This is a genomic window from Marinobacter segnicrescens, from assembly GCF_900111555.1.
Lineage (GTDB): Bacteria > Pseudomonadota > Gammaproteobacteria > Pseudomonadales > Oleiphilaceae > Marinobacter > Marinobacter segnicrescens.
The window spans coordinates 126,169-141,393 of sequence record NZ_FOHZ01000009.1 but is presented as its reverse complement, the minus strand read 5'-3'; the positions used below and the strand labels follow the sequence as shown (position 1 = coordinate 141,393).

Annotated in this window: 11 protein-coding genes; 8 read left to right on the top strand and 3 right to left on the bottom strand. The window is 60.7% G+C overall.

The genetic code is table 11. The features are described 5' to 3' along the window. Nucleotides 1-27 precede the first annotated feature (27 nt). The gene (locus BM036_RS11045) at nt 28-1,203 is read left to right on the top strand and encodes an ADP-ribosylglycohydrolase family protein (protein ID WP_091851791.1); all 1,176 of its coding nucleotides are present in this window, start codon (nt 28-30) and stop codon (nt 1,201-1,203) included. Nucleotides 1,204-1,209: 6 nt separating this feature from the next. Here BM036_RS11045 and BM036_RS11040 read toward each other — a convergent pair whose 3' ends face one another. From BM036_RS11040 to BM036_RS11030, 3 genes are read right to left on the bottom strand one after another with little or no spacing between them, the layout of a single operon-like run. Further along, entirely contained in the window at nt 1,210-1,404 is a 195-nt protein-coding gene (locus tag BM036_RS11040; protein WP_091851788.1) for a hypothetical protein, read from the bottom strand. 17 nt (nt 1,405-1,421) lie between these two features. Further along, complete coding sequence (locus BM036_RS11035; protein WP_091851785.1) at nt 1,422-2,633, bottom strand: YeeE/YedE family protein; 1,212 nt, start codon at nt 2,631-2,633, stop codon at nt 1,422-1,424. Between the two features lie 10 nt (nt 2,634-2,643). After that, nucleotides 2,644-3,597: a sulfurtransferase gene (locus tag BM036_RS11030; RefSeq protein WP_091851783.1), complete on the bottom strand. Its 954-nt coding sequence runs from the start codon at nt 3,595-3,597 to the stop codon at nt 2,644-2,646. Nucleotides 3,598-3,809: 212 nt separating this feature from the next. On the opposite strand from BM036_RS11030, the gene BM036_RS11025 reads away from it, so the two are divergent. The 7 genes from BM036_RS11025 (at nt 3,810) to BM036_RS10995 (ending at nt 15,142) form a co-directional block, all read left to right on the top strand. Next, nucleotides 3,810-4,655 carry a UDP-2,3-diacylglucosamine diphosphatase gene (locus BM036_RS11025; RefSeq protein ID WP_091851780.1) on the top strand — a complete coding sequence of 282 codons (846 nt, stop codon included), beginning with the start codon at nt 3,810-3,812 and terminating at the stop codon, nt 4,653-4,655. A 259-nt stretch (nt 4,656-4,914) separates the two neighbouring features. Beyond that, the gene (locus BM036_RS11020; protein ID WP_091851777.1) at nt 4,915-6,402 is read left to right on the top strand and encodes a SulP family inorganic anion transporter; all 1,488 of its coding nucleotides are present in this window, start codon (nt 4,915-4,917) and stop codon (nt 6,400-6,402) included. Between the two features lie 76 nt (nt 6,403-6,478). Further along, nucleotides 6,479-7,330 (top strand): universal stress protein, encoded by an 852-nt coding sequence (locus BM036_RS11015; protein ID WP_177186046.1) that lies wholly within the window; start codon nt 6,479-6,481, stop codon nt 7,328-7,330. A 204-nt stretch (nt 7,331-7,534) separates the two neighbouring features. Then, nucleotides 7,535-8,650 (top strand): efflux RND transporter periplasmic adaptor subunit, encoded by a 1,116-nt coding sequence (locus BM036_RS11010; RefSeq protein ID WP_091851771.1) that lies wholly within the window; start codon nt 7,535-7,537, stop codon nt 8,648-8,650. Further along, on the top strand, nt 8,647-11,712 hold the full coding sequence (locus BM036_RS11005; protein WP_091851768.1) for an efflux RND transporter permease subunit: 3,066 nt from the start codon (nt 8,647-8,649) through the stop codon (nt 11,710-11,712). Before BM036_RS11010 ends, BM036_RS11005 begins: the two co-directional genes overlap by 4 nt. Nucleotides 11,713-11,937: 225 nt before the next feature. Then, nucleotides 11,938-14,136, top strand: a complete 2,199-nt coding sequence (locus BM036_RS11000) for an FAD-dependent oxidoreductase (protein WP_091851765.1) — start codon at nt 11,938-11,940, stop codon at nt 14,134-14,136. Nucleotides 14,137-14,185: 49 nt separating this feature from the next. Next, a complete protein-coding gene (locus tag BM036_RS10995; RefSeq protein WP_091851762.1) occupies nt 14,186-15,142 on the top strand; it encodes a radical SAM protein in 957 nt (318 codons plus the stop codon). The last annotated feature ends 83 nt before the right edge of the window (nt 15,143-15,225 follow it).

Here is a 15,225-nt window from a genome sequence, read left to right as displayed (position 1 = left end):
GGATCCGGTTTTTCGCGGGAGAGGGCCATGAAACAGCGTATGCCGGCCGGCAGATCAACGGCCTTTATCAATGCCCTTGCCGGGGGCTGGGTTGCCGATGCAGCGAGTCTGGGCCTGCACTGGCTGTATGACAGCGATCGCATTTGGGAGGTTGGTGGCGAACGCCCGGAGTTCCTGCCTCCGAAGCTTGACTACTTCCGTGGCAGCTTTGGTTATTTCGCCCATGAAGGGAAAAAGGCCGGCGATATCAGCCACTATGGTGCCGCGACTGGCGTGCTTACCGACAGCCTGCTGGCCTGTGAAGGGCGCCTGGATATTCGTGACTATCAGCGTCGGTTCCGGGCTTTCTTCGGCCCGGGCGGCCAGTGGCAGGGTTATATCGACAACCCTACCCGTGTGACGCTGAGTAACCTGGATACCATTGAGCGCAAGGCCATTGAACAGGCCCGGGCCACCACGACTGCCAGTCTCACGGATCAGCAAAAACGTATACTGGTCCAGAAAGTGCTGCCCTACACGAGTCGCCTCAGTGGCGAACAGTTGGCAGGGCCGGTCCGAAAGGCCATTGATCTGACCTATCACGAGCCCGAGGTCCAGGAAGCAGGCGTCCACCTGGCTCAGACCATTGACCGTTACCTGTTGCCGGAAAGTGGTGCCGATGACATGCAGTTGCCGGCTGTCTCCAAGCTGCCACCGCTGGTGGCGTGTTATTGCGGTCTTGATGACCTTCTGGAGAAGACAGAAGCGGCTGTGCGGGTGACCAACCATAACGATGAGGCCGTTGCCTGGGCAAGATGCGCAGCAAGACTCCTTGAGGGCCTTTTCCAGGGTAAGCCGATGTCAGCAGCACTGGATGCAGCGGCCTTTGAAGCCCCACACCAGGATGACCTCGCGACGGCACGCACCGGTGACCGGCTGGACCCCACAGGTGCAGGTGGCACCTTTGGCCGCACCTGCTACCTGAATGAGGCAATGCCGGTGATCTTCCATATCCTGGCGCACGCCGGCAGCTTTTCCGAGGCCGTGCGCGCCAACATTCACTGTGGCGGTGACTCCTGCGGCCGGGCGTGGATCATTGGTCCAGCGATGGCGGCGATACACGGCGTTGGCGGGGAGCAGGGAATCCCGCTGAGCTGGCTGGCCCGGGTTACTGATGCCCCTGCTATCCTTGCGGATATTGAAGCGCTGACGTCCCTGTCCTGAAAGCGATTATTCCCGGGTTGACGGACAGGGCGCACCACAGGGTGCGCAGGCGGATTCGTCCCGCTGGCTAAGGGCGGTCTGCACATTGCCCTGCCCGGAATTGAAGGCAAAGGTCGGGCTGCGCAGATGATCTGCCAGGATCAGCGCCAGGATGATGCCCAGCGCGATCAGGATACGGGTACGGTTGTAGGCGCGTTCCATGATTCAGTTCCCCCGTATCAGTTTGGCAGCCGGAACCAGGGCCGCAAGCGGATGCCAATCAGCGAGCCGGCAAAGGCGCAGGCGAACCAGATCCAGGCGTGCAGGCTGGCAGAGGCAATGCCGGAGAACAGGGCGCCGATATTGCAGCCGAAGCCCAGCCGGGCGCCGTAGCCTAGCAACAGGCCGCCCACTACCGCCGCCAGGAACTGGCGACCTTCCGGCCGGTTGCGGCTGGCCTCGTTGAAGCGGTTGGCCAGGCCGGCCGCCAGCATGGCGCCCAGCAGCAGGCCGATGTTCATCACTGAGGGGATGTTGGTGAGTACCGAATCTTTCAGGGCCATGGCCGGGTAATCCCAGGTCCAGAACTCAAACTGGGACATGTTCACACCAACCACTTCCAGGGCCTTGGCGCCCCAGACGTTGAACGCGAAGGTGACACTCCACGGGGCGCCGCCAATAGCCAGGGTCAGGGCGTTACCGGCTGCCAGGATCAGGATGGCCCAGGTGAACGGCCAGCGGCCGCTGACCAGGGTTCTCAGGGGACCGTGAGACTGCCCTTTCCACAGTAATTCATCCCGCTCCACTGAGCCGTGGGCCTTGCGTTCGATGCGGTTGACCCACCAGGCAATCAGTCCCAGCCCGATAAATTGCACCAGGATGGCGCCGCTGACCCCGAAGGTATTAACGAGGGGCACCGGATCAAAGCCGGGTTGGTCCAGCCACCAGGGCAGGTTAATGGAACCCAGTACCGCGCCGGCGATAAAGAAGATCAGCGTCACGACCATGCGGATATTGCCGGCGCCCACCGTAAACAGGGTGCCGGAGCCACAGCCACCGCCCAGCTGCATACCAATACCAAACAGGAAGGAACCAACCACCAGCGACGTGCCAACTGGTGCGATGTTGCCGGTCAGCCCGGGCTGGCCACTGTTGAGCATTGGCACCATGACCAGGGAAGACAGCGCGAACAACAGCAGCTGGGCACGCATGCCGGCTCCGCGCTTTTTTACCACCAGGTTGCGCCAGCCGGCAGTAAAGCCGAAGGCCCCATGGAACAGGGCCATACCCAGCACCGTACCAATGGCAAACAGGGCCACCATAAAGGGGGCGGTTTCCAGCCAGATCAGCAGGCCCAGCAGGGCAAAGCCGGCAATGGCCGTGGAGACGATAAAGCGGTCAATCTGCCAGCCCGGCTGAATGCCAGGCTGGAGAACTGCAGAATTCGACATGGGTGTTTACTCAGTTGAACAGATCAAGAAGCTTGCCCAGGCCTTTCTTGGCAACCTGCATGGGCCGGTCGCTGTCCTGGGACCACTCGGCCATGGAGCCATCGTACATGGCCACTTCCTCGAAGCCGGCCAGTTCGCTCAGCACAAACCAGTCGGTGGCGGCCCAGTGGCCGGTGTTGCAGAAGGCAATGGTACGGGCCTGCGGATCCAGTTCGGCTACGTTGACCTGCTCGGATACCACGGCGTCGTTCAGGTAGAACACCTGGTCCTGTTCGTCGATGAAAGACTGGTGGGGCAGGTTGAGGGCGCCGGGAATGGTGCCGGGGGCCCTGGCGGCAGGAGACTGGTTTTCACCCCGGAAGTAGTCTTCGGGCCGTGCGTCTACCAGTTGGGCCTGGCTGTCACGGGCGGCCTGTACTTCTTGCAGGGTGGCGAGCAGCTCATTCTGCAGTTTGGCGGTGAACTGCGTTACCTCGCGGCGCTCCCCCGGGCCTTCGGCGATTTCCTGGCCGGCGGCTTTCCAGCCAGCGAAGCCACCGTTGAGAATGGTGACGTCATCGTGGCCCAGTACCTTGAAAGTCCAGTAAACCCGGGCCGCGCTACCGAAATCTGTTGGTCCGGTGCCGGCTGGCGCCACAACGACAGTGCTGTCGTTAGCGATACCCAGGCTGCTGATCAGGCGCTCCAGGGAACGGACCGGTGGCAGAACGCCGGTAACGCCGTCACGGTTCTCGCGCCAGCCATCGCCGGTATAGCTGCTGTAGACGGCACCCGGGATGTGGCCCTGTTCGAAGGTACTGCGGTCGCCACCGTTATCGATACCCGAACGCACATCCAGTACCACCAGGTCATCGCGCTCCAGGTTGGCAGCCAGCCAGTCAGCGTCCACCAGTGCTGGTGTGTTGTCGTCGGCCACTGCCAGCGAACTGAAGACAATAAAAAGTACAGACATGAGGCGGGACATGGGGCTTCTCCTGACAGGGAATTCTTGGCGGCCTATTATGAATTTCAGGTAACGGAATTAACAGGCTCTGACCTATTCCGTTTTTACATATATAAATTTCCAAAACTTCCCAATTCCTGGAAGGCGTCACCAAACTGACCGCTAACTGTCACCGGGATTTCACTGAGTCCCGGCAGCCTTGAGTCACAACAGGGCAAGCAACAGGGCGGGCCATGCCACACTACCGCAGTGTTTTTATTTCTGATGTTCACCTGGGAACGGCGGATTGTCAGGCAGAGTACCTGCTGGACTTTCTGGAGCAGGTTCATTGCGACACCCTGTACCTGGTCGGGGATATCGTCGACCTGATTGCCATGCAGCGGCGGGTGCATCTGTCACCGGCCCATGGGGCGGTCATCCAGAAGCTTCTCTCGATCGCTGCCGGCGCCACCCGGGTGGTCTATGTGCCAGGCAACCATGATGAATTCCTGCGACGTTTTTGCGGTCAGACGGTGGCCGGCGTCGAATTGCGCCAGAAGGTGGTGCACACCACGGCAGATGGCCGGCGCTTTATGGTGTGTCATGGCGACCAGTTTGACCAGGTGGTGCGTTGCAGTCCGCTGATGCTGCTGGTGGGAGATCGGGCCCACGGCCTGTTGCTGCGACTGAACCGTTGGTTCAATGCCTGGCGTAGACTGCAGGGTAAGCCCTACTGGTCCCTGGCGGCCTGGATCAAGGGGCGCATCGGGTCGGCACGTACCTTTATCCGGCGGTTCGAGCTGGCGGCACTGACTGCGGCGGAGAAAGGGCATTATGACGGCTTTATCTGTGGCCATATTCACTCCGCCGGTTTTCTGCGCAGCCCGGAGGGCCTGTACTGCAACGACGGTGACTGGGTAGAACACTGCACGGCGCTTGTGGAACAGGCTGACGGCCAGCTGCAATTGCTGCACTGGTCCGAGCAGCCGGCGATCATAGCCACCGAGCCAGAGGCGCCCGCGCCAGAGGTTTGCGGAGACAGGCGCCCGGTAATCGATATCCTGCCGGCGGCCTTCCTGGACCAGGTGAATCGTATATAGCCCGGCCCGGTTACTTTGTGACCGGGCTTCTGGTATGCTCCGCGACCCTTATTCATCAGCCCTGCTGATATTCATCAACCAGACACTACGCTGCCCACTGTGACGATCACTCCGCCCTAGCGCTCAGCCCCCCTTCCGACTTGTTTCGACACGCTGCATTGCCGCGTCGCCGGTCGCCTCCGGCAGACATGGAGTGTTGTTTGTCGCAAGAGCACATGCCTGTGCCTGATGAATCTGCAATCCATGGAATTTCGTTGTTATGGTGAAAACCCTCAAAGCCAACTGGCTCTCCAATATTCGTGGTGACCTGCTCGCCGGCATCGTCGTGGCCCTGGCCCTGGTCCCGGAAGCCATCGCTTTCTCCATTATCGCTGGCGTGGACCCCAAGGTGGGTCTGTATGCCTCTTTCTGTATTGCCGTGGTGATTGCCTTTGTGGGCGGTCGCCCGGGCATGATTTCCGCTGCCACCGGTGCCATGGCGTTGTTGATGGTCACCCTGGTCAGGGAACATGGCCTGGAATACCTGCTGGCTGCCACGCTGCTCACCGGGGTGCTGCAGATCGTCGCCGGGTACCTGAAGCTGGGCGGACTGATGCGCTTTGTGTCTCGCTCGGTGGTGACCGGCTTCGTGAACGCCCTGGCGATTCTTATCTTTATGGCCCAGTTGCCGGAGCTGACCAATGTGACCTGGCACGTCTACGCGATGACCGCCGCCGGGCTGGGCATTATCTACCTGTTCCCGTACCTGCCGGCCGTGGGCAAGCTGATCCCCTCGCCACTGGTCTGCATCGTGGTACTGACCGGTGTGGCCATGTGGTTCGGCCTGGATATCCGCACGGTGGGGGATATGGGTGAGCTGCCCGATACCCTGCCGGTATTCCTGTGGCCGGACGTGCCCCTGAACCTGGACACCCTGATGATTATCCTGCCCTATTCCGTCGGCCTCGCTGTGGTGGGTCTGCTGGAGTCCATGATGACGGCGACCATTGTGGACGACCTGACCGACACAACGTCTGACCGCAATCGGGAGTGCAAGGGCCAGGGCATCGCCAACATCGGCTCGGGCCTGCTCGGTGGCATGGCGGGTTGCGCGATGATTGGCCAGTCCATCATCAATATCAAGTCCGGCGGTCGTACCCGGCTCTCCACATTAACGGCAGGGGTATTCCTGCTGATCATGGTGCTGGTGCTGGACCAGTGGCTGGTGCAGATTCCCATGGCGGCGTTGGTGGCTGTGATGATCATGGTATCCATCGGTACCTTCAGCTGGGGTTCCATCAAGAACCTCAAGGAGCATCCGCTGTCCACCAATATTGTGATGGTGGTGACAGTGATCGTGGTGGTGGCTACCCACAACCTCGCCTTTGGTGTGCTGGCGGGTGTATTGCTGGCCGCGCTGTTCTTTGCCAACAAGGTGGGGCACTACATGGCCGTTACCTCGGCTTACGACGAAGACAGCGCAACCCGCACCTACCGGGTGGTCGGTCAGGTTTTCTTCAGCTCGTCGGAAAAATTCACCGAATCCTTTGACTTCAAGGAGGCGCTGGATAAGGTGGTGATTGACCTGAGCCGGGCCCACTTCTGGGACATTACGGCGGTAGCTGCTCTGGACAAGGCGGTGATCAAGTTCCGCCGGGAAGGGGCCGAGGTCGAGGTGATCGGCCTGAACGAGGCCAGCGCCACCATCGTTGACCGTTTTGGCGTGCACGACAAGCCTGACGCTGTTGACCAGCTGATGGGGCACTGATATGGACCAGAACACACGGATCGACAGCAATCGCGGTCACAACAATAACCATAACGACAACGAAGGCGAGGACACCATGCTACGAGTAGTTGCCTGTATCGACGGCTCCCGTGCAGCCCCGGCGGTATGCGATTACGCCGCCTGGGCCAGCCAGCACATGGAGGTGCCGGTCACCCTGTTGCATGTGCTGGACGAAGAGCGGTACCCGGTAGCACCGGACCTGGCCGGTAATATCGGCCTGGGCAGCCGCGAGCACCTGCTGGAAGAACTGGCAGACCTGGATGCCCGCCGCAGCAAGCTGGCGCTGGAGCATGGCCATCACATGCTGGATGACGCCGAACGACGGGTGAAGGACGCGGGCGTGGAAAATGTCATCAAACGCCAGCGTCATGGTGACCTGACCGAGTCCCTGCTGGCCCTTGAAAACCAGACCCGCCTGCTGGTGATGGGGTTGCATGGTGAAAGCAGTTCCGACCGGGATGTGCACATCGGCAGCCAGCTGGAAACCGTGATCCGCAGCCTGCAACGGCCGATCCTGTTGGTACCGGATGAGTTCACCATACCCAAGAGCGCCATGCTGGCGTTCGACGGCAGCAAGACCGCCTTCCGCAGTGTGGAGTTGCTGGCCGGTAGCCCGGTGTTCCGGGGCATGCCCCTGCACGTGGTCATGGTGGGTGCTGACACGGCGGACCGTCGTGAACAGCTGAAGAAGGCCGAAACCATGCTGTCCGGAATGGGTGTGGACATCCAGGTGGCCATCCGGGCCGGCGATGTGGAGCCGACCCTGCACGCCTACCAGGAAGAACAGGATATCGATATCCTGGTGATGGGTGCTTATGGCCACTCCCGTATCCGTCAGTTCCTGGTGGGCAGCACCACGACGACCATGCTCAAGACCGCCGAAAAGCCCTTGGTTATCCTGCGCTGACGGTACTGGCCCTGACGCCTTGCCGGGGCGTCAGGGGCTTTCCCCTTGCGCGGCTTTGTACAGAAAATAATCTTTAAAACAAGACTGTTTCGCTTGCTTATAAAGTGAAATAATTCCCATCTACTGTTGTACCTTCTCCGTATCCTTGCCCTGGGCATCGGTATCTACGGGGTCCGTTCCGGTTATTGTCAGGGATTACTCGCTATGCGCACGTTTCGCCGCTTCCTCATTGTTCTCGTGTTTCTGGGCATCGTGCTCGGGGGCATATTTGGCTACAAGTTCTATCAGTTCGGGCAGATGAAAGAGCAGATGTCCCAGCCACAGCCGCCGGCCGAGGTATCGGCTGCCGTGGCGACGTTGCAGAGCTGGACCCCGGCGATCAAGTCCGTTGGCAGCGTTGAGGCTGTCAATGGCATCCAGGTGGCCAACGAGGTGCCCGGGGTGATCCAGGAAATCGCGTTTGAGTCCGGTGATATGGTCAAGCAGGGTGATGTGCTGATCCGCCTGGATTCACAGATTGACGAGGCCGCGCTGCGGACCCGCCGGGCAGAGGCGCAGCTGGCCCAGCAGGAATTTAAACGGATTGAAAACCTGCTGCCCCGGCGGGCCGTGTCCCAGTCCCAGTTCGATGAGGCCAAGGCCAACTACGATGCGGCGCGGGCGAGGGTCAACGAGGCAGAGGCCCAGCTCAACAAGAAAGTGATCCGGGCGCCTTTCGACGGCAAGCTGGGTCTGCGGCTGGTAGACCAGGGTGAGTACATCGCCACCGGTACACCCATTGTCGAAATCAACATGCTGGACCCCATCTACCTGGACTACACCTTGTCGGAGCGTAACCTCCCCCGGGTGGCACAGGGCTATGAAGTGGAAGCCACGGTCGCTGCCGTGCCGGAAGAGACCTTTTCCGGCCAGGTCAGTGCCATCAATACCTCGGTGAATCCGGAAACCCGCACTGTGCGCATACGGGCCACCCTGGATAACCCGGAAGGCAAGCTTCGTCCGGGCATGTTCGCCACCATCATGACCCGGCAGCCGGAAGATCGTGAAGTGATTACCCTGCCCCGTACGGCAGTGTCCTACAACACGTACGGTGACTATGTGTTCCTGATCGAAGAGAACGACCAGGGTGAGAAAACAGTGACCCGTCGTTCCGTCACCACCGGTGACGTCAACAATGACCGTGTCGCAATTCTCAGTGGTCTTGAGGAGGGTGACCAGGTGGTGTCCAAGGGATTGTTGCGCCTGCGGGCCGGGCAGCGGGTGACCATCCAGGAAGAGGCTGCTGACAGTGAGCAGGCCGCGGAGGCCTCCGAGTCATGAAATTCACTGATATCTTTGTCCACCGGCCGGTACTGGCCACGGTGGTCAGTCTGCTGATCCTGCTGCTTGGCGCACGGGCCGCCATGGAAATGGAAATCCGTCAGTATCCGCAGTTGGAGAGCACCACGGTTACGGTAACCACGGCCTATCCGGGCGCCAGCTCTGACCTGGTCAAGGGCTTCATCACAACGCCGCTGCAACAGGCCATGGCTGAGGCCAGCGGTATCGATTACCTGACCTCTACCAGTTCCCAGGGCCGGTCAACCATCGAAGCCAAAATGGTACTGAACTACGACGCCAACGCGGCCCTGGCGGAAATCCAGGCCAAGGTGGCCAGCCAGCGTAACGTGCTGCCAGCGGACGCCCAGGACCCGGTGATTTCCTCCACCACTGGCGACTCCACAGCGCTGATGTACATTGCCTTCTACAGCAACGAGCTGGATGTGCCCCAGATTACCGACTACCTGACCCGGGTGGTGCAGCCGCGGCTGCAGGCACTGGCCGGTGTCGGCAAGGCGGAACTGCTGGGGCGGAAGTTCGCCCTGCGGGCCTGGCTGGACCCGGAGCGCCTGGCGGCTGTCGACATGACGCCCCAGGAAGTGGTCAGTGTACTGCTGCGTAACAACTACCAGGCCGCGGTGGGCAATACCGAGGGCAAGTACACCAAGATCAGCATGACGAGTAATACCGACGTGTCGGACGTGGAGAGCTTCCGGGACCTGGTGGTCAAGGAAGCCGATGGCTCCATCATCCGGCTGCGGGATATCGCCCGGGTTGAGCTGGGTTCGGAAACCTACGACCAGCTCGCCCTGTACAAGGGTCAGCCGGCGACCTATGTGGCGATCGAACTGTCTCCTGGCGCCAACCCGCTGACGGTGGCGGGACTGGTCAAGGATGAGCTGCCGGACATCGAGCGGCAGCTGCCATCGGGCCTCGATGTGCGTCTGGCCTACGATGCCTCTAGCTTTATCGAGGACTCCATCGCCGAGGTAATCAAGACCCTGCTGGAAGCCCTGGTGATTGTGCTGGTGGTGGTATTCCTGTGCCTGGGCTCCATCCGGGCCGCGGTGGTGCCCTCCGTGGCCGTGCCCCTGTCCCTGGTGGGTGGTGCGTTCGTGATGCTGATGATGGGCTTTTCCCTGAACCTGCTCACGCTATTGTCCATGGTGCTGGCCATCGGCCTGGTGGTGGATGACGCCATCATCATGGTGGAGAACGTGCATCGCCATATCGAGCAGGGCGAGTCCCGCTTCGATGCGGCCCTGAACGGTGCCCGGGAAATGGCCACACCGATCATTGCCATGACCACCACCCTGGTGGCGGTCTACGCGCCGATCGGCTTCATGGGCGGGCTGGTGGGCTCCCTGTTCACTGAGTTCGCCTTTACCCTCGCCGGAACGGTGGTGATTTCCGGGATCGTGGCCCTGACCCTGTCGCCCATGCTGTCCGGCAAGATTCTCAAACCCCACGGTAACCCGGGCTGGTTCGAGACCCGGGTTGAGCGCACCTTCAATGGCCTGGCCAACGGCTACAAGCGGGCGTTGGACTCCATGATGCAGACCATCAGCGTAGTGATCTTCTTCGCGCTGGTGGTGCTGGGATCAATCTATTTCATGGTGGCCATGAGCCAGAACGAGCTCGCCCCCACGGAAGACCAGGGCATCCTGTTCTACCAGGGGCTGGGTGCTCAAACGTCCACGCTGGACTACCTCCGCGAGCATGGCGATGAAGTCCAGCAGCGCATGACCACGGTGCCGGGTTACGAGGAGGACTTCATGATCCTGGGCATCACCAGCCCCAATGCGGTCTTCGGTGGCTTCAAACTGGCACCCTGGAGCGAGCGTGACATTACCCAGTTCGAGGTCCAGCCACTCCTCAACGCCGAGCTGAACAAGGTCACCGGCCTCCAGACGGCGGTGTTCCCGCGACCGTCCCTGCCGGGCTCGGGCGGCGGTCTTCCCTTCCAGTTTGTGATCACCACCGGCGCCGGGTACGAGCAGTTGAATGAAGTGGCCGATGAGCTGCTTGGCAAGGCTATGCAGAGCGGTAACTTCATGTTCCTGCAGAAGTCCATCGACTTCGACCGGCCGGTTACCCGTATTCAGGTGGACCGTGACCGGGTGGCGGACCTGGGGCTGTCCATGCAGGATGTGGGGCAGGCCATGTCCAGTATGCTGGGCGGCGGTTACATCAATCGCTTCAGTATGGAAGGCCGGTCCTACCAGGTGATTCCCCAGGTGGACCAGGATTTCCGGGTCAGTGAGGAGGCGCTTAATGACTACTACATCCGTACCGGGACTGGTGAGCTGGTGCCCCTGGGCAGTGTGATCAGTTTCGAGAAGGATGTTGAGCCATCACAACGCACCCAGTTCAACCAGCTCAACTCCCTGACGTTGCAAGGGGTTGTGATGCCGGGCGTGACCGACGGTGATGCCATGGCCTGGATGGAGGAAGCGGCTGCTGGTGTGTTCCCGCAGGGCTTCAACCATGATTACACTGGGCAGTCCCGACAGCTGGCCACCCAGGGCAGCGCGCTGATGGTGACCTTTTTCCTGTCGCTTCTGGTGATTTACCTGGTGCTGGCAGCCCAGTTCGAGAGCTGGCGTGACCCGTTCATCATCCTGGTATCGGTGCCCATGTCGGTGGCGGGGGCCATGGCCTTTATTGTGCTTGGCTTTGCCACCATGAATATCTATACCCAGGTGGGGCTGATCACGTTGATTGGCGTAGTGTCGAAAAACGGTATCCTGATCGTGGAGTTCGCCAACCAGTTGCAGGTAGAGCGCGGCCTGAGCAAACGGGAGGCAGTACTGGAAGCGGCGGCGATTCGCCTGCGACCGATCATCATGACGTCCCTGGCGCTGATCTTCGCCATGGTGCCGTTGCTGATCGCCGTGGGTCCGGGCGCCGAAAGCCGGTTTGCCATCGGTCTCACCATCAGTGCAGGCCTTGGCATTGGCACCCTGTTCACCATCTTTGTGCTGCCGGCCTTCTACATACTGCTGGCACGGGATCACAATGCCGGTGGGCATGATGAAGAAAAGGGCACCGCCACTGCCTGAGGGTTGGTAGCACGGAATTAACGAGATCTGTAGTAATGAGAAAGGGGACTTCGGTCCCCTTTCCCGTATGGGCCGGATGCCGGACAATCTGTTGCCCTGACTGGCCCGTATATCGCTGGTTTTCGTATGCCTCAGTACTTCCGGCATCCGTTGCACGCTACCCTGTAACAGATCGGCCGTATCCGTGTCTGATACCCGTCATTTTTCTTCCGGACGTTGTAGACCATGTCAAAACCGAAACTGATTGTCCTCACCCTGATTGCCCTGCTCGTGGCGGCCTTTATCACGCTGGGTGGGCCGGACGTGCTGACCCTGGAGAACCTGAAGCAGAACCAGGCACAGCTGGAGGCGTGGATTGCGGACAACCTGGTGCTCGCGGTGTCGCTTTACGCCCTGGTCTATGTGGTCAGTACGGCCTTGTCCCTGCCCGGCGCCACTGTGCTGACCCTGGCGGGCGGGGCGTTCCTGGGTAACCTGGTCGGGCTGTTGACTGTCTCGGTGGCCTCCACCATCGGTGCGTCCCTGGCCTTCCTGGTGGCGCGCTTCCTGTTGCGGGATACCCTAAAGCGCAAGTACGCCAAAACCATCCGCCGGATTGATGAGGGTATCGAAAAGGACGGTGCCTTTTACCTGGCAACGTTGCGCCTGGTACCGGTGTTTCCCTTCTTCCTGATTAACCTGGCCATGGGCCTGACGGGGATGAAACTGCGCACCTATGCCTTGGTCAGTTGGCTGGGCATGTTGCCGGGCACCTTTGTCTATGTGAACGCGGGCACACAGCTGGGACAGGTGAGCAGTATGGGCGATATTGTCTCGGCCGACCTGCTGCTGTCGTTTGCCCTGCTGGGCCTGTTCCCTCTCATGGCCAAGTTCGTGGTGGGCTTTATCCGGCGTCGTCGGGCATACCGGGGCTTCCGGAAACCGGATTCGTTCGACTATAACCTGCTGGTGATTGGTGGCGGATCGGCCGGACTGGTCTCGGCGTACATTGGAGCGGCTGTGAAAGCGAAAGTGGCGTTGATCGAGCGGGACCGGATGGGCGGTGACTGCCTGAACACCGGCTGTGTCCCGTCCAAGGCGCTGATCCGCAGTGCGAAGGCCGCCGATACCCTGCGCCATGCTGATCGCTACGGGCTGGACTCTGTGCCGGTATCGGGCAACTTTTCGAGCATCATGGGTCGAGTAAAAAAAATCATTGCAAAGGTTGAACCCCATGACTCCCCGGAGCGTTATCGCGGCCTGGGCGTGGATGTTATCGAAGGCGGCGCGGCCTTTGTGTCTCCCTGGGAAGTCGATGTGGTCCGTAACGATGGTCGCCGGGAAAGGCTCAGCGCCCGCAGCATCGTCATTGCCACCGGCGGCAAGCCGTTTGTGCCTCCGATTCCCGGCCTGAACACCATGGACCCGCTCACTTCGGAGAACCTGTGGGACCTGCAAGAGCAGCCAGGGCGGTTGCTGGTTCTGGGCGGGGGTCCCATCGGGTGCGAGCTCTCCCAGGCTTTCGCCCGGCTGGGTAGCCGGGTAATCCAGATTGAGGCCGGCGACCGGATTCTTGCGAAGGAAGACGTCGAGGTCTCGGAGCTGGTGCAGGCGCAGTTCCACCGGGAAGGCATTGATCTGCGAACAGGTCACAAGGCCGTGGAATTTGCTGAGGAGAACGGCGAGCGCATCGCCTGGTGTGAGCACCATGGCGAGCGGGTGCGGATTCCCTTTGACCGGGTACTGGTGGCCGTTGGCCGGGCTGGTAATACCGACGGACTGAACCTCGAAGCACTGGGTATCGAGCCTCGTGAGAATGGCACCGTGCCGGTGGAAGAAGACCTGAGTGTGGGCTTCCCCAATGTGTTCGCCTGCGGAGATGTGGCCGGCCCCTACCAGTTTACCCACGCCGCCTCCCACCAGGCCTGGTACGCCGCGGTCAACGGACTGTTTGGTCAGTTCCGGCGGTTCCGGGTGGATTACCGGGTGTTGCCCTGGGTGACCTTTACTGCGCCGGAAGTGGCCCGGGTGGGCCTGAGTGAGGCGGAAGCCCGGGCGCAGGGTGTTGACTATGAGGTTACCCGCTATGGCCTGGACGACCTGGACAGGGCCATCGCAGAGGACGAGGACCACGGCTTTATCAAGGTGCTGACGGTGCCTGGCAAGGACCGCATCCTTGGCGCGGTAGTGGTGGGCGCCCACGGTGGTGAGATCTTGGCGGAGTTTACCCTGGCCATGAAGCATGGCATCGGCCTCAACAAAATCCTCGGTACCATCCACCCCTATCCCACCTGGAATGAATCTGCCAAGGCCGCTGCCGGGCAGTGGAAACAGGCCCATGCGCCCCAGGGCGTCCTGGCCTGGCTGGAACGATTTCACCGCTGGCGATTGGGTGGTGGCCATACCGGCAAGGCCCAACGTAAACAGGACAGATCTGTAACATAATGGACATTGTCGTGTCTGAGGACTAACAAAACGTTGTGATGGAGCCCCTATGCCCCTGACTGCCGAGAAAATGATACCCGTCACTGAAGTACTGGAGCCGCGAGCCAGGGACAGCTGGACCCACACCCGGGAGGGTGAACACCGTGGGTACATCGACTCTGACCGTCTGCGGGAGTTGTGGATACACACCGGCACCGCCTGCAACCTGGCCTGCCCCTTCTGCCTTGAAGGGTCCCATCCGGGAGATGGGCGTATCCCGGGGATGAAGCTCAGCGATGTCGAGCCCTTTATCCATGAAGCACTGGATATGGGTGTAGAGCAGTTTTCCTTTACCGGTGGCGAGCCCTTCGTCATCCGGGATTTTGTGAATATCCTCGATTACGCCAGCCAGCACCGCCCCTGCTTTGTCCTCACCAATGCGACTGACCCTCTGTTGAAGCGTCGGCACAAGGTGTTGCCGTTGCTGGATAATCCCCATCCGATCCATTTTAGGGTCAGCCTGGACTACCCGGATGCTGCCCGCCACGATGTGGACCGGGGTGAGGGAAGTTTCGACAAGGCGTTGGAAGGCATCCGCTGGCTTGTCGACCAGGGTTTCAAAGTATCCATTGCCCGGCAGAGCGATCCCATGGAGGACCCGCTGCAGGCGGAAAATGCTTTCCGGGGTATTTTCCGGGAATGGGGGATTCCGGAGCCCCTGGCCTTCACGGCGTTTCCGGATCTGGGCACCCCGGGTTCTGACGATGGCAGTCCGGAAATCACCGAAAACTGCATGGAGAAATACCCCACCCGGGAAAGCAGGGCCCACTTCATGTGCACCTACACCCGCATGCTGGTGAAGAAGAACGATCAGGTGCGGGTTTTCGCCTGCACCCTGGTGGACGACGACCCCCAGTACGACCTGGGTGGCACCCTGGCGGAGAGTATGGATGAACGCATTATGCTGCGGCATCACCGGTGCTTTTCCTGTTACCGGTTTGGGGCCAGCTGCAGCGCACCAACATAAACCGCCTGAGTCAGAGCTTGAAGGGCGGCCCGCACAGAGTATGAAGAGCATGTGGTGGGGGCCCCTTTCGCAGCAGCGCCATG

What these genes read in the sequence shown, in the direction of transcription:
- BM036_RS11045 (WP_091851791.1), top strand. Translation starts at nt 28, where the DNA reads ATGAAACAGCGTATGCCGGCCGGCAGATCAACGGCCTTTATCAATGCC.
- BM036_RS11040 (WP_091851788.1), bottom strand. Translation starts at nt 1,404, where the DNA reads ATGGAACGCGCCTACAACCGTACCCGTATCCTGATCGCGCTGGGCATC.
- BM036_RS11035 (WP_091851785.1), bottom strand. Translation starts at nt 2,633, where the DNA reads ATGTCGAATTCTGCAGTTCTCCAGCCTGGCATTCAGCCGGGCTGGCAG.
- BM036_RS11030 (WP_091851783.1), bottom strand. Translation starts at nt 3,597, where the DNA reads ATGTCCCGCCTCATGTCTGTACTTTTTATTGTCTTCAGTTCGCTGGCA.
- BM036_RS11025 (WP_091851780.1), top strand. Translation starts at nt 3,810, where the DNA reads ATGCCACACTACCGCAGTGTTTTTATTTCTGATGTTCACCTGGGAACG.
- BM036_RS11020 (WP_091851777.1), top strand. Translation starts at nt 4,915, where the DNA reads ATGGTGAAAACCCTCAAAGCCAACTGGCTCTCCAATATTCGTGGTGAC.
- BM036_RS11015 (WP_177186046.1), top strand. Translation starts at nt 6,479, where the DNA reads ATGCTACGAGTAGTTGCCTGTATCGACGGCTCCCGTGCAGCCCCGGCG.
- BM036_RS11010 (WP_091851771.1), top strand. Translation starts at nt 7,535, where the DNA reads ATGCGCACGTTTCGCCGCTTCCTCATTGTTCTCGTGTTTCTGGGCATC.
- BM036_RS11005 (WP_091851768.1), top strand. Translation starts at nt 8,647, where the DNA reads ATGAAATTCACTGATATCTTTGTCCACCGGCCGGTACTGGCCACGGTG.
- BM036_RS11000 (WP_091851765.1), top strand. Translation starts at nt 11,938, where the DNA reads ATGTCAAAACCGAAACTGATTGTCCTCACCCTGATTGCCCTGCTCGTG.
- BM036_RS10995 (WP_091851762.1), top strand. Translation starts at nt 14,186, where the DNA reads ATGCCCCTGACTGCCGAGAAAATGATACCCGTCACTGAAGTACTGGAG.